The sequence below is a fragment of the Nocardiopsis terrae genome, assembly GCF_014651695.1.
GTDB classification, from domain to species: Bacteria; Actinomycetota; Actinomycetes; order Streptosporangiales; family Streptosporangiaceae; genus Nocardiopsis; species Nocardiopsis terrae.
The window spans coordinates 31,789-53,296 of record NZ_BMXJ01000002.1 but is presented as its reverse complement, the minus strand read 5'-3'; the positions used below and the strand labels follow the sequence as shown (position 1 = coordinate 53,296).

The following is a 21,508-nucleotide window of genomic DNA, read 5'->3' as shown; positions in this document are numbered from 1 at the left end:
GAGCCACGCATGACGACACTCACTGTTCCCCGTCTCGGCGAGGGGATCGTCGAGGTCACCGTCACCTCCCTGCTCAAGCGTCCAGGCGAGACAGTGGCCAAGGACGAGATCGTCTACGAGATCGAGCACGACAAGGCCGCGCTGGCCATCGAGTCCCCCGCGTCCGGGGTGCTCGCCCGGTGGCTGGTCGAGGAGGGACAAGTGGTCCCGGTAGGGACGCCGGTCGCGGAGGTCTCCGCGGAAGAGCCCCCACCGCCGCCGACGAAGCCCGCCCAAGGCGCGTCACCGCGAGCCGCGGGACCGGCGGCGCCGGGTGAGCGTCCGCGTATCCCCCCGCGTACCAGGGCCTATGCCCGAAGGCTGGGCTTCGATGAGAACCTCCTGCCCGACATCCCCCGACGCGGGGAGAGCGTCATGCCGGCCGACGTGGAGCGGTACGCGGCGAGCATGCGGACGTCGCGTAACGACTCGGTGGACGAGCCGATCAGCGCGTCGCAGAAGCGGCTCAACGCGGTGATGCGCACGGGGGCGGCCGAGGCGGTGACCGCGGTCGTTTCGGTGAATCTGGAGGACGACGTACTGGAGCGCGCGGCCCGTGGCTTCACCGGTACCGGCGAGACGGGGGCGTTCACGACCCCGTTCCAAGTCTTCGCCGTTGCCGCGGCGCGCGCCTGCGCCGACTTCCCCGCGCTACGTTCGCGACGCGTGGGCGATGATCGGGTCCGCGTGTTCGAGAGAGCCGACCTCGGGATCGCGTGCGCCCAGGAGAACGGCGACCTGACGGTCGGCGTGGTGCGTAGCGCGGACCGCCTCGACGACGAGGAGTTCGGTACAGCCTACGCATCAGCTGTCGAACGCGCCCTGCAAGGGGAGTCCGAGGCAGACGGCAGCGTCACGCTGACCCTCTCGCACCTGGGGGACGAGGACGTCACCTTCGCCGTCCCGGTCGTCGTCCCTCCCGCTGTCGCCACACTGTTCCTCGGGGCACCGGAACAATCCGGTCCGACCGGTGTGCGCCGCGTCGTCCTGGCCTTCGACCACACGGTGATGAACGGGCACGGGGCTGCCCGCTACCTCGGAGCGGTCGTGGACGGTGTGCGCGCGTTGGCTCCGGATAGCCGCCCGTCAGCGGCCCCGCCGCTCCGGCGGACGATGGCGGGCGGAGACGTCCTCGGCAGGGTCGGCGGTATCGCCGCACGTGTCGCCGGGCACGACCTCGATCCGCGCCGCCCGCTCGGGGAACAGGGGTTCGATTCCGCGCGGGCCGTGAAGCTGACACGGGAACTGAGCGAGGAGTTCGGCACTCGTGTGCCCGTTACCGCCGTGTGGCGACACCCCACGCTGGAGGCGCTCTCCCGTCTGTGCGCGGGGTCCGCGCACTCCGACGGCGGCGGTGGAACGCCGGACGCCGAGGCGGAGGAGTCCGCGCCCCCGGCGGATGACGGCGACATCGCCGTTGTCGGAATGTCGTGCGTCGTTCCCGGAGCCGCCGACACGGACGCCTACTGGCGGCTGCTCGAACGAGGGGAGTGCCGTATAGCCGAGGTGCCCCCGGGGCGCCTGGCGGGCGCGGTCCCTGACGGCTTCCGGGCCGCGATGCTCGACGGTGTCGACCGGTTCGACGCCGAGTTCTTCGGCGTCACGCCCCGGCAGGCGGCATCCATGGACCCCCAGCAGCGGATACTCCTGGAGTCGAGCTGGCATGCGCTCGAGCACGCCGGGCTGAACCCGGACCACCTGGAGGAAACCGACACGGGCGTGTACGTGGCCGCGTGCAGTTACGACTACCGGGAGCTGCTCGTGGCGACCGGTCAGGCGGACGGCTACGCCACGGTCGGGACTTTTCCCGCCTTCCTCGCCAACCGTGTGTCGCACTTCTACGGAACGACCGGACCGAGCATCACCGTCGACACCGCCTGCTCCGGGGCCCTGACAGCGCTCTCCCTCGCCGAGGCCGCGCTGCGCTCGGGTGACTGCGGCGTCGCCCTCGTCGGTGCGGCCAACATCCTCAGCAACGCCTTCAACGCGACGGCGTTCCATACCGCCGGAATGCTCTCCCGCTCCGGTGAGAGCCGAGTCTTCGACGCGGCCGCGAACGGTTTCGTTCGGGGTGAGGGAGCGGGTTGGGTCGTTCTCAAGCCGCTTCGCTCCGCCATGATCGACGGCGATCCCGTACTCGCCGTCATCCGGGGAACGTCCGTCAACCACGGGGGGAGGTCGGCGAGCCTGACGGCGCCGAACCCCCGCGCACAGAGCACGCTGATCGCCACCGCGCTCGGCCGCGCAGGCCTGACCGCCGCGGACCTGGGATACCTGGAAGCCCACGGAACGGGGACGCCGCTCGGCGACCCGATCGAACTGGAGGCCGTCCGCGAGGTCCTGACGAAACCGGTCGACGCCCCGGGGACCGCGGCGGGGCCAGACGGCCGCATGTGGGTGGGGTCGGCCAAGGCCAACATCGGCCATCTGGAAGGCGCCTCCGGCCTCGTCGGTCTGATCAAGGCCGTCCACGTCCTCCGCAACGGGCTGATCCCCCCGACGCCCAACGTCGACCGCCTCAACCCTGAAATCGACTTCAGGGAGGCGCCGCTCGCCGTGGCGGACCGAGCGGTGTCCTGGCCCGAAGCCGACGGGAAGGTGCGCCGTGCCGCCGTCAGTTCCTTCGGCTTCGGCGGCTCGAACGCGCACACGGTCCTTGAGGAGGCCCCACCCGCTGCCCGAACCCGGGTGCGCGACCGGGGCGAAGCAATATACGCGATACCCCTCTCCGCTGACGGGGAGCGGTCCCTGCGACGGCTCGCCGCCGCTCTCGCCGATTTCGTGGAGCGCACCGGTCCGGACCTTGCGGCCCTGGCGTGGACGCTGCAATCCGGCCGCAAGTCGCTGAGCACGCGCGCCGTGCTCTGCGCACGGGGTCCGGCACCGTTCGTCGAGGCGGCACGTGCCCTCGCGCGTGGAGACGAGGACGGGGCATTGGCGCGCCCGGGGCGGGAGGCCGCTCTGACCGCGCTCCCCTCCGGCGACGGTTTCCGCGACGGAGTTCGCGCGTGGCTGCGCGGCCAGGACGCGGACGGCGAGACCCTGTGGCAGGGGGCCGACCGTCCGCGCCGGATCCCGCTCGTCCCCTACCCGTTCGAGCGGGGGTCCCATTGGTTCCCGGGGACCGCAGACGAGCCCGGCTCCGCTGACGCGACGGAGGGCGACAGGGCCGACCCCCGGGCCGAACGGACCGGGACCGCGCACCGGGTCTCGGGGCGCGAGGTCGTATCCGGGGCGGACCTCCTCGACCTGATGTCGGAACGCGGGAGTAGTGAGCTCCACGGGGTCCGCTTCATCACGCCGGTGAACCCGGAGGACCGCCACGCGCTCCACCTGGCTGCCACCGGCGAAGGGGGAAGAACCGTCCGCTGCTCGGGGACCGTGCACGCACGCGCGGCCCGAGCCGTTCCCGCGGACGGGCGCGTCGAGCCCCCGCCCGTGCCACCGTCGACTCTTCGGACGAGGAGCGCCGACCTGGGATCCGAGCTCGCCCGCCGCGGGGTGGAGACAGACACCCTCTCCTCCGCTGTGACGGACCTGCGCCAGTCCGACGGCTGGGTGACCGGTCGGCTGTCCGTACCCGGGGAGGGGGAGCGGTGGACGTGTCCGGTCGCGTGGCTGGACACCGTGCTCCAGGCGGCGTGCGTCGCCGTCGGTGACCACCGGCCGCGCCTCGCGGCGGGCGTCGACTCGTTCGTGTGGACGGGCGGAGCCCCCGGCCGGGCCGAGTTCACCGCTCGCCTGGTCGGCACCGAGAACGACAACGCCACCGTGGACGTCGGTGTGACCGATGGCACGGGGGAGCCGCTTCTGTCGTTGCGCGGACTTCGCCTGACCGTTCCGCCGGAGCGGGGCGCCGACCGCGTCCGCCTGTTCGACTCGCGGTGGGCCGAGGAGGAAGGGCCGCGAGCCGAAGGGGAGCAGGGCCCCCACCTCGTGCTGTATGACCGGGCCACGGCCGCATTGGCCGACGACGTCCGTGCCGTGTGGTCCTCCTGCGGTGCGGTCGCTGTCGGGACCGGGGACCGGTCCGAGGACATCGTGTCCGCCGTCCGGGACGCCGTGGCCTCAGCCGGCGACGGCCCGGTGCGCGTCTGCCTCCTGGTCGGCGGTGCGCGATGGACGGATGACTCGGAGGGCGTGGGACACCTGCGCTCCTGGCTCCTCTCCTTGGTGGAGACCGCCCAGAGTCTGTCCCGCGCGCGAGCCGTCGCGCGGATCCGGCTCGCCACCACGGCGTTGACCGCACCGGACGGAGGCCTCCCCGCCCCGGGAGCCGCCCTCCAGGGGGCGCTCATCGGTGCCCTGCGGACCCTGCCGAGAGAGTCGTCGGCGTTCACCGTCGCGGCCGTGGACCTGCCCGGCGGGGTTCTGGAGGACGTCAGCGGTGGCACGAGCGCAGTCGAGGCCGTCCTCGATGAGCCCTGCGCCAGCCTTCCCGCGCTCGTGGCGCTGCGCGGCGGGCGCCGGTACCGGCAGATCCTGGTCGAGCTCCCGGAACCGTCCGACGGGCCCGGTGCCGGGGGCTTCCGGGAGGGGGGCCTCTACGTCGTCCTCGGCGGCGCCCGGGGGGTTGGCGCGGAGACTGCCCGCTATCTGGCCTCCCGGTACGGAGCGCGGCTCGTCCTGGTGGGCCGGTCGGAGCCGGACCCCGGCATCCGCGACCTCCTGGAGGAACTCGGAACGGCGGTGTACCGGCGGGCCGACGCGTCCTCAGCGCAGGACGTGCGACGGCTCCTCGAGGAGTGCGTGAGCGTTTTCGGTGAACCTGACGGTGTGATCAACAGCGTCGGGACCGTCAGCGACGCGCGGTTGACGGAGATGACCGCCGCCGATCTCGACCGGTCGCTCGCGTCGAAGGTCGGCGCGGTGGTCGAACTCCGGCGTGCCTTGCGGGGGACACCGGATACCGACCTCGTGCTGTTCTCATCGGTCGCCGGGGTCTTCGGAAGCGAGGGAGGCCTCAACTACGCGGCTGCCAACGCCTTCCTGGGGCACTACGCGACCGCGGGCGACGGGACGGGGCCGACCGTACGGACCTTCGACTGGGGACTGTGGCGCGGGACGGGCCTGGCCCGTCGCTACTCCGCCCACGTCCGGAAGCAGTACCCGGGGATCGAGGACTTCCCTCCGGAGAAAGGGGCGGCCGCTTTGGACGCGGGTATGCGCGGCGGCGCTTCGCGGATCCTGGCCGTTGCGGGCGACCCGCGGCAACTGCGGTCCCTGGGCGTGTCCCCAGGGGACGGCCGTCCGGACCCGGCCGTCCGGCTCGACGGGTACGCCCGCTCCGCGCTCGCGCGCGCGATGGCCGACCTGGGGCTGACCGAAGCGCGGCGAGGCACCGACGATCCCGACACGGTGGCCGAGCGGCTCGGGATCGTGGACGGGCACCGGCGGCTTCTGGCGGCGATCATGGACGTGCTCCCCGCCGGCGGTAGCCCGCCTCCCGACACGCACGAACTCGGGTACACGCGCGCGGGGCTCCTGCGCGACCACCCGGACCTCGCGGGCCACGTCGATCTCCTCGACGCGGCACTGGCCGACCTCGGGCCTGTTCTCCGCGGGGAACTCCGGGCGACCGGTGTCCTGTTCCCGGGTGGCGACATGAGCGCGGTCGGTGCCATCTACAGCGGCAACGGGCTCTTCGACCCCGCAAACGAGGACGTGGCCACGCACCTGGCAGCGGCCGTCACCGACATCAACCGCCGTACCGGACGCCCCGCGCGCGTCCTGGAGGTCGGCGCCGGTGTCGGCGGAACGACCGAGGCCGTCCTCAACGCACTGGACCGGGCGGGGGCCTCCGCCGAGTACACCTACACCGACGTGTCCCCCGCCTTCCTCAACCACGGTCGGACGCGCTTCGGGGGCCGTGTGGACACCCGGCTCCTGGACATCGAGCGCGACCCCGGCGAGCAGGGTTTCGAACGGGGGCGGTTCGACATCATGCTGGCGAGCAACGTCATGCATGCGACACGGGACCTGGCACGCTCGCTGGACCACGTCCGCGGACTGCTCGCCGAGAACGGGACCTTCCTCATGGCGGAGATCGTGGTGCCCGCCGTGTGCCACACCGTGACGTTCGGGCTCACCGAAGGCTGGTGGCGCTTCACCGATCCCGGGTACCGGCTGCCGCACGGGCCGCTGCTCAGCATGGACGGCTGGTCACGGGTCCTGCGGGACCACGGGTGGGAACGGCGCGAAGCGTCCGCGCACCGATCTTCCCCCGGGGCCTTGGCCGTGCTGCGCTGCGTGCCCACCAGCGCGTCCGGGACGGCCGCGCTCCGGGCGCCGGAGGCCGGGGCGGAGGGGTCCCCGTCCCCGGAGGCGGATCGGCTCCCCCCCGAAGGGGCGGACGACCTCGTGCCCGAAATCCTCACGCTGGTGGCGCGCCTGACGGGCCGCGCACCGGACGGACTCGACTCCGGGGCCGACTTCCCCGGCCTGGGTGTCGACTCGCTGCTCAACGGAGAGATGGTCGACGCCCTCAGGGAACGTTTCCCCGGACACGACCTCCCCGCGACGATCCTGTACGAGCACACCTCCCCCCTGGCCCTGGCACGGTGGCTCGCGGACACGCGCACCGCCCCGCCGGAGAACCGCGAGGTCCCCGGCACCGGGTCACCTGTCCCGGTGCCGCAGCCCGTGGCGCCCCCCACGGCCGCTCCTACCGTCGAGACGCGCGGTCCGACCCCCCCGTCCGGTCGCGGTGACGGCGTCGCCGTGGTCGGGTTGGCGGGGCGCTATCCGGGTGCCTCCGATCTCGACGCGTTCTGGCGCCTCCTGGCGGAGGGGCGCAGTCCGGTCACCGAGGTCCCCGGACACCGCTGGGATTGGCGGACCGCCCGGTCACTCGGCGGAGGGTATGCGCGTTGGGGCTGCTTCGTCGACGGAGAAGACCGGTTCGACCCCCATATTTTCGGCATCACCTCGCGTGATGCGGCGGTGATGGACCCACAGGAACGGCTCTTCCTGGAGATCGCCTGGGAGGCGTTCGAGACCGCCGGCTACAGTCGCCGGACGCTCTCCGGATCCGCCGGGCGCCGAGTGGGCGTCTTCGCCGGAGTCACCGCCAACAGTCACCTCCTCGCGCAGCGCGACGCGCGGAGGTCGGGCGCGGACAATCCGGAATACGCGGTGACGGCGGCGGCGTCGGTGGCCAACCGCGTCTCCCACGCCCTCGACCTGAACGGCCCCAGCCTCGCGGTCGACACCATGTGCTCCTCATCGTTGACCGCGGTGCACCTGGCGTGCCGTGCCCTGGAGGCCGGAGACGCCGACATGGCCCTGGCCGGAGGCGTCAACCTCTACCTGCATCCTGACCGCCTCGCGGGACTGTGCGCCCTGGGGATGCCCAGCCGTGGGAGCCGCACCCGGGCGTTCGGTGCCGGAGGCGACGGATTCGTGCCGGGGGAAGGCGCGGGTGCACTCGTGCTCAAGCCCTTCGAACGGGCGGTAGCCGACGGCGACACCGTCTACGCCGTCATCCGTGGAACGGGTGTCAACCACGGGGGAGGCGCCGGACGCTATACCGTCCCCAACCCCGGCGCTCAGGCCGACGTGGTCCGTGAAACGCTCCAACGGGCGAGAGTACGACCCGAGGCCATCGACTACGTCGAGGCGCACGGAACAGGTACGCGCCTCGGTGACCCCATCGAGTTGAGGGCTCTGGCCCTCGCCTTCGGCGACCGGCCCGGACGGCGGGACGCCGTACGGATCGGCTCGGTGAAATCCAACATCGGTCACGCGGAGGCCGCCGCCGGTGTGGCGGGTCTGACGAAGACCATTCTCCAGATGCTCCACGGACGCCTGGCCCCCACCCTGAACAGCGAGCCCGCCAACCCGGAAGTCGACCTCGGTGACGGTGCCTTCCGATTGCAGCGAGACCTGGAGGCGTGGCCCACCGGCCCGGGCGGAGGGCCGCCGTGCGCGGCCGTGAGCTCCTTCGGGGCAGGCGGGGCGAACGCGCACGTCGTTCTGGAGGGGCACCCACGCGAGGAGCCCGAGGGCGGGGGCCCCGACGGGCCGCTGACGATACCGCTGTCGGCTCCGAGCCGCCCCCGGCTGCGGGCGCTCGCGGACCGGCTTCGGGCGTGGCTCTCGGCCGAGCCCGACGACGGACACCTGTCGCGCCACCCTGTCCGACTGGCCGACATGGCGCACACGCTCGCGGTGGGGCGGGAGTGCTGGCCGCACCGCGCCGCGATCCAGACCGACGACCGCGCCGCACTCGATGCGGCCCTCGCGGCGCTCGCCGAAGGTGGGGTGCACCCCGCGCTCACCACGGAGGAGGACGCCGTCCGTGCCGAGGCGACCGCCCGCGCGTGGGTCGTCGACGGTGCCTGGCCGCGATCAGCGGTCGATGCGGGGAGGCGGCGGGTCGCTCTGCCCACGACCCCGTTCGAGCGCGTGGTGTTCCCGACGCCGTCGGTCCCCACCGGCTCGGACGAGCGACGGACCGACCTACCACTCTCCGACAGCCTGCGCACGCCCGACGCCGTTCGGGCGTCGGTGCGGTTCGGTTCCGGAGCGCGCTGGGTGGCCCACCACACCGTGGACGGTGAGCCCGTCCTGCCCGCTGCGCTGCAGCCCGAACTCGTCTACGAGGCGCTGCTGAGCTGTGGCGTGTCACCGTACGAACACGAGATCCGCGACCTGGTGTGGACCGCCGCGGCCGGGGGCCTGCCGATGACCGTCCGCGCCGAACTGGACGAACCGGGCGTCGACGGCTCACGCGCGTTCCGAGTCCTGGCGGGAACGACCACGGTGGGGCAAGGGCACCTGGCTCCTTCGGCCCGCGAAACGGTGCGCCCGACACTGACGTACGCGCTCGACGCCCTGGAGGGGCGCCTCGCGGAGGCGTACGTCGGAGCAGACGCGTTCTACCGGGTCTTCCGTGACCGGGGATTCTCCTACGGGCCGCTCTACCGCGCCGTCCGCCGGGTCTTCAGCGATGGAGACGAGGCGTTCGGCTTCGCGTCACTGCCTGAGGGCGAGGATCCCGACGGCCGTCACGTCGTGCATCCGGCCCTCCTCGATGCCGCCTGTCAGACCGCCGTGTACGGACTCCTGCGAGAGGCGCCCGAAGGGGGCGCCCGTTACCGACCCATGGCGGTGGACCGCCTGTCGGTGCACGGCCCGGTCACCGGCGCCGTGTATCTCCACACGGTGCGGGCCCGGAAGGCCGACGACGGGGCGACCCACGTCTTCGATCTGCGAGTGGTCTCGTCCGAAGACGGACGGGTGATCGCTGAGGCCGACGGATTCCGGGTCCGTGTCCAGGAGGCCGCCGCGCAGAGCCGCCCCGCCTCCGAAGCCCCCCGAACTCCCGGAACCTCCGAAACCTCCCGGACTTCCGAAACCCCCCGGCCCCCCGACGTGGGAGGCTACCGACTCGGCTGGGAACCGGCCCCCCGGCCAGGGCGGTCCGCCGGGCCCGACGGGCCCGTGTGGGTCATCGGTTCGGGACGTCCAGCCCAGGCGCTGGCGCGCTTCGCCCACGCTGAGCTGAGCGGTTTGGCCGAGGCGGACGAGAAGGCCTTGCTCCGCCTGCTCGAGGAGACCGGTGCGCCGAGGACCGTCCTCGTGGACCTCGACGGCGTCGTCGGGTGCGACTTCGGCGCCCGACCACTCGACATCGACGGGGTCGTGACCGGCTGGGAGGAGTTCCGTGACTCGACCCTGCGCCCAGTCTTCACGTTCCTCCGCGACCTGATCCGTACGCGAGGCATCGACGGAGTGCGGCTCCTCGTGACCGCGGACGCCGGAGACGACACGGGTCCCGTGCACCACGCGCTCCACGGGCTGTTGAGGACTCTGGGCGCGGAGACCTCGCGGATCCGGCCGTGTCTCGTCCTCGTCGAACGCGACGCCCTTGCGGACGAGGCGTCCCTGGCGCCCCGCCTGTTCGCGGAGGACGACCCCGCGGACGACTGGGTACGCCTCGGCGGCGCGGACGGCCGGCGCACGCCGGTGCTCAGACCCGAAACCGGGCTGCCGCCCGCGGCCCCAGCCGACTTGGTGCGCCCCGACGGCACCTATCTCATCGTCGGAGGACTCGGAGGGCTCGGCAGGCGGGTCGCCTCGGCCGTCCTGGGGGCCTGCCCTGACGCACGGGTGGTCCTGACCGGCCGTTCCGAGCCGGATCCAGCCGTGCTCGACTCCCTGCGTGAGACCGCGGGGGTGGCCGCCAGGCCGACCGCGCTCTCCTATCACCGTTGCGACGCCGGGGACCGGGAACAGGTCGGCGCGTTGGCGGCGAACCTGGAACGCGACGGCGTCCGTCTGCGCGGCGTCTTCTACATGGCGGGCCTCCTTCGGGACGGCTTCCTGCGCGGGAAGTCCCTTGAGGACGTGGAGGAGGTCTGCCGGGCGAAGGCCCTCGGCGCGGTATCTGTCGACGCCGCCTTCGCGGACCACCCGCTGGACTTCTTCGTCATGGCCTCGTCCCTGGCCGCCCTCATCGGCAACGAGGGGCAGGGCGACTACGCGTTCGCCAACGGGTTCCTCGACGGGTTCGCCCGGGCTCGCGACCGGTGGGCCGCCCAGGGAAGCCGTAGCGGACGCACAGCCGCGGTGGCACTGCCGATCCTGGCCGGAGCCGGTATGAGCCCCCCGGAGGCGGCGCTCGACCACCTTCACCACACCTACGGACTGAGGCCCCTCGACACGGCGGGCGCGGTGCGCGCGTTGTGGCCGCGTTTGGCACCGGAGGCGGGTTCCGCTCACGTCGCCCTTGTCGCGGGCGACCGTGACCGGTGGGAGCGGGCGCTCGGGGTCGAGCAGCCCGACGTCGGGCCCAGCGGCTCCGCCCCAGTCAGTGGTTCGGGTACCGAGAGGCGCGGCTCCGACCCCCGGATCATCGACGGTTTGGCCCGGCACGTCGCCGAGGCGGTGGGCGTCGATCCGGCCGTGATCCGGCCGGACGCGCCGCTTGAGGAGTTCGGCGTGGACTCCGTCGCCCTGTTGCGACTCAACCGCGCCCTGGAGGGTGAGTTCGGTCGTGTGCCCCAGTCCGTTCTCCTCGACAGCGCCACGCTGAACGACCTGGCCGTCCGGCTCTCCGCGACGACCGGGGCGACGGTCGAGCCAGCGGGACCGCCGTCACCGAGGGCCGAGGTGCGCTCCGACGAGCACGTCCTGCTCCCGGACCGGCTGGTTGGCATCTGGACCGCCGACCAGACCGCGGCCCCTGAGGCGCCCTACAACATCTCGCTCGCCTGGCGCCTGCCACGACGAGCGGACCGGGACGCGCTGGCCCGTGCGGTGCGTGCGCTCGTGGAACGCCACCGCGTACTCGCCGCGTCCGTACGCTTCGCCGACGGGGAGCTCGTGTTCGTACCGTCCGGCCTCCCGCCCGAACCGGTCAGTCGACGGGTCGGTCCCGAGGACGACCTGGACGCGCTGGTACGGGCCGAGGCAGACCGTCGCTTCGATCCGTCCGCCGAACCGCTTCTGCGGACGGTGCTTTGGACGGGCGCCGACGGAGACGTGCTCCAGTTCACCACGCACCACCTCGCGGTCGACGGCTGGTCCGCCGACATCCTCCGACGCGACTTCGACGCGCTGTACAGCGCCCAGGCGGGCGAGGAGGCGCCGCTGCCCCCCGCCGCCGACTTCGCGGACGTCCTGCGCCGTCAGAACGCCGACGAGCGGGAGGGCGGGGAACGTGCGGCGGCTTACTGGCGCCGCCGCCTCGCCGAGCCCGCCACGGGCCGCCCCTTCCCGACGCGGGCAGCCGACGACGCCGTGGGCGAGCACCGCGAGTACAGCTTGCCCTCAGGCGTCGCCGACCTGCTCCACGAGACGGCGGCGCGTGCGGGGGTCTTTCCCTTCGCGGTGCTGTTGGCGGCCTTCAGCGCGGCCCTCGGACGCGCCACGGGGGCCAGGGAACTCCGAGTGGCCGTCCCGGTCCACGGCCGGGGGGCCGCGGCTGAGGAGTCCGCTGTCGGGTGCTTCATGGGCTCGGTACCGATCCAGGTCGATCTCACCCCGGCGCGTCCGGTCGCAACCTGGCTCCGTGAGATCCAGGAGGAGGTGCGAAACGCCCTCGCACACGCCGAGACGCCGTACCCCGTTCTCGCCGAGATGTGCCGTGAGGCGGGGGGCCAACCGTCCGTTCCCTCCGTGACCCTCGCCTTCCAGAACTGGAAACGGGACTCGAGCCCGCGTCGCATCCTTCCCGACCGGTACTTCTACCGTCGTGGCCAGCGCGGCCACTTCGACCTGGGGCTCGAAGTGGCTGTCACCGCCACCGGGGTCGACGTGATCGCCAACCACCGGTCGAGCACCTTGGACGGTGAAGCGGTGGACGCGCTCGTCGACGACCTGCGCCGCATGGTCACGGAGATCGGGCACTCGCACGACGCCGTCGTGGGCGACCTGATGTCTCCGGAGGCAGCGACCCTGCTGGCGCGTTTCGACGCGGAGGCGAAAGCCCGTCCCGAGGCGGTCGCGGCCGAGGACGCCGGTGGATCGCTCACATACGCCGAGCTCAGCGAGGGCGCCGATCGGGTGGCCGCGCGTGTGGAGGATGAGTCGGGCGGTGGAGAACCGGTCGCGGTGCTGGTCGACCGCTCGGTCCGCCTACCCGTGGTTCTGCTGGGCGTGCTGAGGAGCGGACGACCCTACGTGCCGCTCGACGCCTCCTATCCGCTGGAGCGGCTGCGGATGATCATCGAGGACGCAGGCTGTGCGGTCGCGGTCGCCGACGCGCACCTGGCCGACCGGCTCCCGGAGGGCGTACGGCGATTGGACGCCGCCGCGGCCGTGTCCCAGGACACGTCCTCTCCGTCGGATCCCCGCGACCTTCCGGGGGTCGCCCCCGCCGACCTGGCCTACCTCATGTTCACCTCGGGGAGCAGCGGTCGGCCCAAGGGTGTGGCGGTGACCCACTCCAACGTCGTCCACACCCTCGACGCGATCGCGCGGCGCATCGGATGGACGCGCTCGGACCGGCTGCTCGCCGTCACGACGGTGTGCTTCGACATCTCGGTCCTGGAGATCTTCCTCCCGTTGCTCTCGGGCGGCACGGTCGTGATCGCCGACCAGGCCGACACCGTGGACGGCCGGAGACTGGCTCGCGTACTCACAGAACGCCGTATCACCGCCCTACAGGCGACGCCGGCTGGATGGCGCCTGCTCGTCGACGCGGGGTGGCGGGGGACCCCGGGGCTGACCGCGCTGTGCGGAGGCGAGCAACTGCCCGACAGCCTCGCACGGGAGCTGACGGCGCGCGTCCGCCGGCTGTGGAACGTGTACGGGCCGACCGAGGCGACGATCTGGTCGACCATCGCCGAGATCGAGCACGGCGGCCGGGTGTCCCTGGGCGAACCCATCGGTGCGACGGATCTGGTCGTCACCGGGGTCGGCGGGTCCGGCGAGGCACCGCCCGGGGAACCGGGAGAACTGTGGATCGGTGGCCCCGGGGTTGCGCGCGGGTACTGGAACCGGCCCGAGCTCACTGCCGAGCGCTTCACGGCCCATCCCCTGCTCCGCGAAGGCGGTGGACGGTACTTCCGCACGGGAGACCTCGTCAGGACCGTCCCGGAAGGAGGGATGGTCTTCCTGGGCAGGGCGGACTCCCAGGTGAAGATCCGCGGGCACCGTGTGGAACTGGCCGAGGTCGAGGCCGCGCTGGAGCGACACCCCGGTGTGGCGCGTGGGGTCGCCTACGCCCGAGGCGAGGGCGCCCACGCCAGGATCGTCGCCGTGATCGAACCGGTCCGGGGCGCACCTGAGCCCTCCCACGCGGCTCTCCGCGAGGCGGCCTCAACGGTCCTGCCTCCGTGGATGCTGCCCGCCCGGACCGTGGTCGCCGACGCCCTGCCGCTGACGCTCAACGGCAAGACGGACCGTGCCAGAGCGGCCGAGCTCATCGACTCCGAGGAAGACCCCTCCGGTCCCGCGTCCGCTGACGGGGGGCCGGGTGAGGCGGACGTGCGCGAGCGGGTCGCCGCTGCGTGGTGCGACGTCCTCGGCGTTGCGCGCGTCGAGCACGACCAGCGGTTCTTCCACGCGGGCGGGAACTCCCTACTGCTCGGACGGTTGCTGGCACGACTTGACGCGCTCTACCCCGAAGCCGAGCTGGAGGTAACCGACCTGTTCGCCAACCCCACCGTGGACGCCCAGTCGGCACTCCTCACCAGTCGAATCGGCCCACCCCGGCCGGACCGGCCACGGCCGTCACCGGAAGCGGGCGCGGCCCCCGCGCCGGCTGGGCCGGACACCGCCTCCCGCCGTGAACTGCGGCGCGCGTACCGACTCGGAGAAACCCTATGACTCACGGTTCGACCCAAGCCAGCGCACCGCTCGCCGATCACGACCCCAACGCGGTGGCCGTGATCGGACTCGCGTGCCGATTCGGCCCCGCGGACTCTGCCGATCAGCTCTGGGAACTCGTCAGCCGAGGCGGAACGGGTATCCGTCGCCACGAGACCGAGCACCTCATCCGGTTGGGCCACGACACCGAGACGACCCGGAGGCCGAACTTCGTCCCCGTCGGTTCGGTACTGGACGACGCCGACGCCTTCGACGCGCGCTTCTTCGGTTACACACCCCAGCACGCCGAATGGCTGGAACCACAGCACAGAATCCTCCTGGAGAGTGCCTGGCACGCCCTGGAAGACGCGTCAGTGCCGCCCCGGCGGGGAGGCGCGCGCACCAGCGTCTTCGCCTCCGTGGGGCAGTCGACGCACCCGCCCGTGCGGATCACCGACCTCGACGCCGCGGGCATGGCACGGTTCTCCTCGTCCGACAAGGACTTCGCCGCGACCCGTATCTCGCACGTCCTCGGCTGCACCGGACCCAGCATGACCGTGCAGACGGCCTGTTCCAGCGGTCTCGTCGCCACCCACCTGGCGATCGAGAGCCTCCTGGGGGAAGAGTGCGATCTCGCCTTGGCCGGTGCGGCGTCTCTGCACTTTCCACAGGCGGGATACCTGTCCGCCCCGGGCATGATCCTCTCACCCTCGGGGGTGTGCCGCCCCTTCGACGACAACGCCGACGGGACGGTCTTCGGCAACGGTGTCGGAGTGGTGGTTCTGCGCCGCCTCAGCGACGCACTCCGTGACGGGGACCCGATCCGGGCCGTGATCCGGGGCAGCGCGGTCAACAACGACGGCGCGGCGAAAATGGACTACCACGCGCCCTCCGACGGGGGGCAGGAAGACGTGATTCGCGAGGCGCTCGCAGTCTCCGGCGCAGCCCCGGAATCGGTCGGTTACGTCGAGACCCACGGGACTGGCACCCACCTCGGCGATCCCATCGAGTACGCCGCGCTCGACCGGGTCTACGGCACAGCCGGGAACGGGGCCGCGCTCGGCTCGGTGAAGGGCACGATCGGCCACCTCAACACGGCGGCCGGGATCGCCGGTCTCATCAAGGCGGTCCTGGCACTCGAACACGGGGAGATCCCGCCCCAGGCCTCCTTCGACGACCTCAACTCGCGTATCCGCGGTACGGGGGCGCTCCGGGTACCGCGGGACCGCGCCCCGTGGGCGGCGTCCGGAGAGCCGCGGCGGGCCGCGGTGAGTTCGTTCGGAGTCGGGGGGACCAACGCGCACGTGGTCGTGGAGGAGGCCCCGTCCGCCGCGGCCCCCCCGGGGGAAGCGGCGCCGTCCGGCACGGTGTGGGTGCCCCTGTCGGCGCGGACCGGCGAGGCCTTGCGCGCCCTGGCGGCCTCACTCGCGGACCGGGTCGGTGCGGACCCGGGGATCCGTCCGGCCGACGTCGCCCACACGCTGTGGGCGGGCAGGTCCCACCTGGAGGTCCGCGCGCTGGTGAGAGCCGACGGCGCGGGGGAGCTCGCCGAGAAACTGCGGACCATCGCCTCCGGTGAGGGCGCGGACACCACGCCCGGCGCGACTCCGGAGTATCTGGCCTGGCTGGACGGCGGTGACGTACCCCGGGTGCCTCCTGCTCCCGGAGCGCGGAGGATCCGTCTGCCGGGATACCCCTTCGCACGCCAGCGCTGGCGGCGTCCAGGACACGACGGACCCGGTAGCGAGGACGGGTCGAAGCTCGGTCCCGGCGATCCGATCGTGGCGGACCACCGCGTCGACGGGCGACCGCTCCTGCCCGCGGCCGTGCAGATCGACGCCGCCCTCGCCGCACTCGGAGAGGAAGGGGCGCCCGCGGTCCTGACCGACGTCGTCCTGCTGCGGCCCGTGTGGATCACCGAGCCGACCCGCATCGTGGCCCGCATCGAGGACGGGGACGTACGCGTGTGTGCGCCGGAGCCGGTCTCCACCGCGCGGGTGGTCGCGGCCGACCAGGTCCCACCGCGACCGGAGCGGCTCGACATCGCCGGTACACGGCTCTCCTGCCCGGAGCCGATCTCCCCCGCATCCCTCTACCGCCGGTTCTCCGAAGGACGCGTGGACTACGGCCCGACCTTCCGCGTCCTGCGGGAGCTGCGCCGGGGCCAGGGCGGGGCACTGGCGAGGGCGGCGCTACCCGAGGGCGGCGGTCCCCGGGGACGGGCCGTGTCACCGGCCCTTCTCGACGGCGCACTGCAGTCCGTGCTCGGCTGCGTGTGGGACGAGGACCTGACGGGCGGCACCATGCTGCCCTTCGCCATCGACCGGATCGCGCTCCACGGCACCCCCCGCGACGAGGTGTGGATCCACGTCCGCCCGTGCGCTCCCGCACGCTCGGGCGCGCGGGTCCGCAGGTTCGACGTCACCGTGGCGGACGACGACGGAACCGTTCTCCTGACGTTGGCCGGGCTCGCGCTACGACGGGTCGCCGCGGAGTACCGCTCCGAGCGTGTGCACCTCTTCCAGGAGGCAGAGGAGCCGTACCCGGACGGCGCCCCCGTCGCGGGCCCGATCGCGGTCATCGGGGACGCACCATCCGTCGGGGCGGACCGGCACTGGCCCGAGCCCGTCGACGCCGACGGCGCGATGCGACTGGGAGAGGAGGTAGGAGCCGCTTTCCCGGACGGTGATCCGCCGGTAGTCGTCTGGCCCGTCGCCCAGGGAACGGTGCCTGGCAGCGCCGCCGACAGCGCGATCGACAGGGCGGTCACGACCCTGGCCTTCCTGCGTGCCCTCCTGCGGCCGTGGGCCCGGCGCGGGTGCACCGTGCTCGTCCCCTATCCGGCGGAGGACCCCTCAGCGAGGATCGCAGCCGGCGGCCTCGCCGCGCTGGGGCGCTCCCTGGCGCTGGAGAACCCCCGCTTCCGGCTCGTGGCAGCCGCCATGGAACCCGGGACCGGGGACGCTGATCTGCACCGGGCGATCGCCGCGGGCGCGTCCGACGCCCCGGCGTCCCGCCATCTCGTGGTGAAGGCCCGCGAACCGCTCCGCACCCCGGCGTTCCGCCCCCTGGAGCCCACCGTGGACGCCGGGACGCCTTTCGTGCGCGGCGGACGCTACTGGATCAACGGCGCGGGGCGCCTCGCACTCGGCCTCGCCGACCACCTCGTTGACCGCTACGAGGCCAGCCTCGTGCTTTCCGGGCGCTCCCCACTCGACGGCGACCGGGCGCGACACGTGCGCCTCCTGGCCGAGCGGGCCGAACGGGTGGGCGGATCGGTCGAGTACGTCCGACTCGACTGCACTGACCGGGCCGCGGTGCGGGACGTGTCCCTGCGCCTGGCCGGCGGGGGCGCCCCGGTGGCGGGGATCGTGCACTGCGCCGGGGCCGTCCGTGACTCCTACGTCATCCGGAAGGAATCGGACCAGGTCCGCGAGGTCGTCGCTGGCAAGCTCGCGGGAGCCGAGGCACTCGACAGTGCCACCGCCGACTGGCCGCTGGACTTCTTCGCGGTCTACTCCTCCGTGTCGGGGGCCCTCGGGAGTCAGGGACAGGCCGACTACGCCTTCGCCAACGCCGCCGTGGACGAACTCGTCCGCCACCGGGAGCGGCTCCGCGAGCGAGGGGCACGGCGCGGGCGATCGCTCTCCGTGGCGTGGCCCTACTGGGCCGATGGCGGTATGGGCGAGCGCGGGACGACCGAAGAGGTCCTCGCCGAGCACGGAATGGAGCCGTTGGAGACGTCGGAGGGCCTCGCTGTCTTGGAGGAGCTCCTGGGCCGGCCGGAGCCCGTCACGCCACTCGTGATCCGCGGCGACCGCGACTCCTTCACCCGGGCCCTCCCCGCGCTGCGGGGACCGGCTGAGGTCACGCCCGCGGCCGAACCCGCGGCCCCGGCCGCCAACCGTCCGCACGACACCGCCCCCGAACGGCCGGGGGAGCCGGGCCAGGACACCTCACTCGCCCATGCGCTGGAACCACTGCTCATCGGAGCTGTGGCCGAAGCGACCGGCCTCCATACCGACGAGATCACTCCAGAGGGACCCTTCGACGCCCTCGGAGTCGACTCCCTGCTGGCGATACGCGTCGTCGAACTACTCGGAGAGCACTTCGGCCGACTACCCAAGACGTTGCTCTTCGAATGCGCCTCAGTCGCTGAACTGGCGGTCTTCCTCGCTGACGAGTACCCGGAGCTCAGCGCCCGCCTCGCCGGCGGCTCCCGGGACGGGCAGGCTGAAGCAGCGGACGCCGCCCCGGAGACGGCACCGCCGGCGCCAGACGCGGCAGACCCGCGCAGGAGCCAGGGAGAGGCCGTCGCCCCCTCGCCCGCCCTCGTTCCCGCTCAGGTGACAGGGCCGCGGGAGACGGACGTCGCGGTGATCGGGATGGCTGGTAGGTTCCCGCAGGCCGACGGCCTAGACGAGTTCTGGGACCATCTGGTGCACGGGCGCGACTGCGTGACGGAGGTCCCGCGCGACCGGTGGGACGCGGACGCGCTGTACGACACCGACCGTCTCCGGCCCGATCGCACCTATACCAAGTGGGGCGGGTTCATCGACGGCGTTGAGGAGTTCGACGCCCCGCTGTTCAACATCTCCCCTCGTGAGGCCGGGATCATCGACCCCCAGGCCCGTCTCTTCCTGGAGGCGTGCTGGGCGGTGATGGAGGACGCGGGCCGTACTCCGGACCGGCTGACGGAGGCTCAGAACCCGTCCCGGCGCCGTCAGGTGGGCGTGTTCGCCGGGGTCATGTACGGCGAGTACCAACTCCACGAGGCTGAGGAACGGCTGCGCGGCAATCCCATCCTGGCCAACAGCGCCTACTGGTCGATCGCCAACCGGGTGTCCTACTTCTTCGATTTCCAGGGGCCGAGCGTCGCCGTCGACACGGCCTGTTCCTCTGCGCTGACCGCGATCCACACGGCGGTCGACGCGCTGCGCGCGGGACGCTGCGAGGTCGCCATCGCGGGCGGCGTCAACGTCCTGATCCACCCGAACAAGTACCTCATGCTCGCCCGCGGGGGATTCGCGGCCAGCGATGGCCGCTGCCGCAGCTTCGGGGCGGGAGGGGACGGCTACGTCCCGGGCGAGGGCGTGGGAGCCTTCCTCCTCAAACCCCTGACCGCCGCCCTCCGGGACGGTGACCACATCCATGGGGTCATCCGCGGCACGGCGGCCAACCACGGTGGGCGGACCAACGGATACACCGTTCCGAACCCCCGTGCCCAGGCGGATCTGGTGAGCGACGCGCTCGCGGACGCCCGGATAGGGCCGGGAGGGCTCGACTACGTCGAGGCACACGGTACGGGCACGTCGCTGGGCGACCCCATCGAAATCCGCGGGCTGACGTCGGTGTTTGCGCGAGGCGGGGTCACCGGTCCCCACGACGTCCCCATCGGTTCGGTCAAGTCCAATGTCGGGCACCTGGAGTCGGCGGCGGGCGCGGCCGCGTTCGCCAAGGTCCTGCTCCAGATGAGGCACGGCGTACTCGTCCCCTCCCTCCACTCCGACCCGCCCAACCCGGAGATCGACTTCGACCGCGTGCCCTTCAGCGTTCAGAAGGGCGTAGAGCCGTGGAGGACCCGCGACGGTTCGGAGCGGCCCCTGCGCGCCGGTATCAGTTCCTTCGGCGCTGGAGGAGCCAACGTCCACGTCGTGGTCGAGGCCCCACCGCCGCGCGCGGAGCCGGATCCGGCCGACGGCCCTGTCACCGTGCTGCTCTCAGCACGAACGGACGAGGCTCTCGCCTCCTACGCCCGCGACCTACGGGCCTTCCTCACGGCCGCTACCGACCGGGGTGAGGCGCCGCGTCCGGCGGATGTGGCCCTGACGATGGCGGTAGGCCGTGTCGACCTCGCGTGTCGGGCGGCCGTCCGCGCACACGACGCGGACTCGCTGCTCCAGGGCCTGGTGAAGATCGCGGAGGGCGGGGTCCGGGGCTCGACCGACGAGGAGGACGGGCCCGTGGCGGACTGGTTGCGCGGCGAACGGATCGACAAGGAGCAGGCGTGCGGCGCTGGGGCGGGCGCACGCCGTGTCCCCTTGCCGCACTACCCGTTCGAACGGGTCCGATGCTGGTACGACGCGCAGATCGCCCACCTGGGAGACCGGGACGAGGACTCCGGAGAAGACGCATCCGTCCGTTCGCACCTGCGCGACTTCGGGCGGCGCCCCGGTACCGGGCTGACTCCGGAAGCCGCTGTGACGCCGCCGACGCGGTCGCGTCCGGCTCCCGTCCCGGCGTTCTCCCCTACCCCCTCGGAGGAGGCTCCCATGCCCGCCAAGAAGAAGGTCCAACTCCGTTCCGTCACGAGGACGGCGGCCGCCCCGCCCGAGCCCGCCCCGCCCGAGCCCGAGCCCGTACCCGAGCCCGCGGTGCCCAGCGCCCCTGCTCCCGCCCCGGACCCCGTGCCCGCTTCCGGGACCGCGCGGCCCTCGAACACAGCCAGACGGAAGGCCGACGACACGGTTCGGGAGGTGCTGGGCGAGGTGTTGTTCACGGATCCGGAAGGGATCGAGCCGGAACTGGCCTTCACCGACATGGGCGTCGACTCGATCCTGGGCGTCGAGTTCACCGCGGGCGTCAACGCGAGGCTCGGAACGACGATCGCGGCCACCGCGCTCTACGACCACCCGACACCCGCCGCGTTCGCGCACTTCGCGGCGGAGAGCGCGAACGGCGTGCGCACCGCGTCCAACGCGGACGAGTCCCGGGCCGGGGACCCCGCCGATCCCGTGCGCGCGGAAGAGCCAGAGGCCGACCGGGTCCGTCGGATCACCGATGACCTGCGGGCCCTGCTCGCCCAGATCCTCTACTCCACCCCGGACGCCCTCGAACCGGACGCGAGCTTCGTGTCGCTGGGTCTGGACTCAATCCTGGGCGTCGAATACGTCTCTCTCATCAACGAGGCATACGGGCTGGAGGAGAAGGCGGGTGTCCTCTACGACCATCCGGGCCTGGAGAAGCTGGCGCGGCACATCGCCGCGGCCCGACTCGGCGGGGCCGATCCGACGCCGACCGGGACCGCCGCCGCCCTTCCCGTCCCCGACGTCCCCGCCACGGTCGAGACCGACGTCGTAGCGGTGCTCGACGCCGTCCGTGCGGAACGCATGTCGGTCGACGAGGCGCTGCACCTGCTGCGCTCCCAAGGCGGGCCGGGCTCCGCCGCCAACCTCACCTGATCCGCCCGAACCACACGAGTACCCGGAGAGTG

General features: G+C 72.6%; 2 protein-coding genes. Both read left to right on the top strand.

Annotated elements, in window-relative coordinates; genetic code table 11:
- Positions 1-9 precede the first annotated feature (9 nt).
- The gene (locus IE195_RS04350) at positions 10-14,316 is read left to right on the top strand and encodes a non-ribosomal peptide synthetase (protein ID WP_191268099.1); all 14,307 of its coding nucleotides are present in this window, start codon (positions 10-12) and stop codon (positions 14,314-14,316) included.
- Positions 14,313-21,476 (top strand): beta-ketoacyl synthase N-terminal-like domain-containing protein, encoded by a 7,164-nt coding sequence (locus tag IE195_RS04345; protein WP_191268098.1) that lies wholly within the window; start codon positions 14,313-14,315, stop codon positions 21,474-21,476. Before IE195_RS04350 ends, IE195_RS04345 begins: the two co-directional genes overlap by 4 nt.
- Positions 21,477-21,508: the final 32 nt, after the last annotated feature.

Bases quoted from the DNA above. Each gene is read 5' to 3' on its own strand.
- IE195_RS04345 (WP_191268098.1), top strand. From the start codon at position 14,313: ATGACTCACGGTTCGACCCAAGCCAGCGCACCGCTCGCCGATCACGAC.
- IE195_RS04350 (WP_191268099.1), top strand. From the start codon at position 10: ATGACGACACTCACTGTTCCCCGTCTCGGCGAGGGGATCGTCGAGGTC.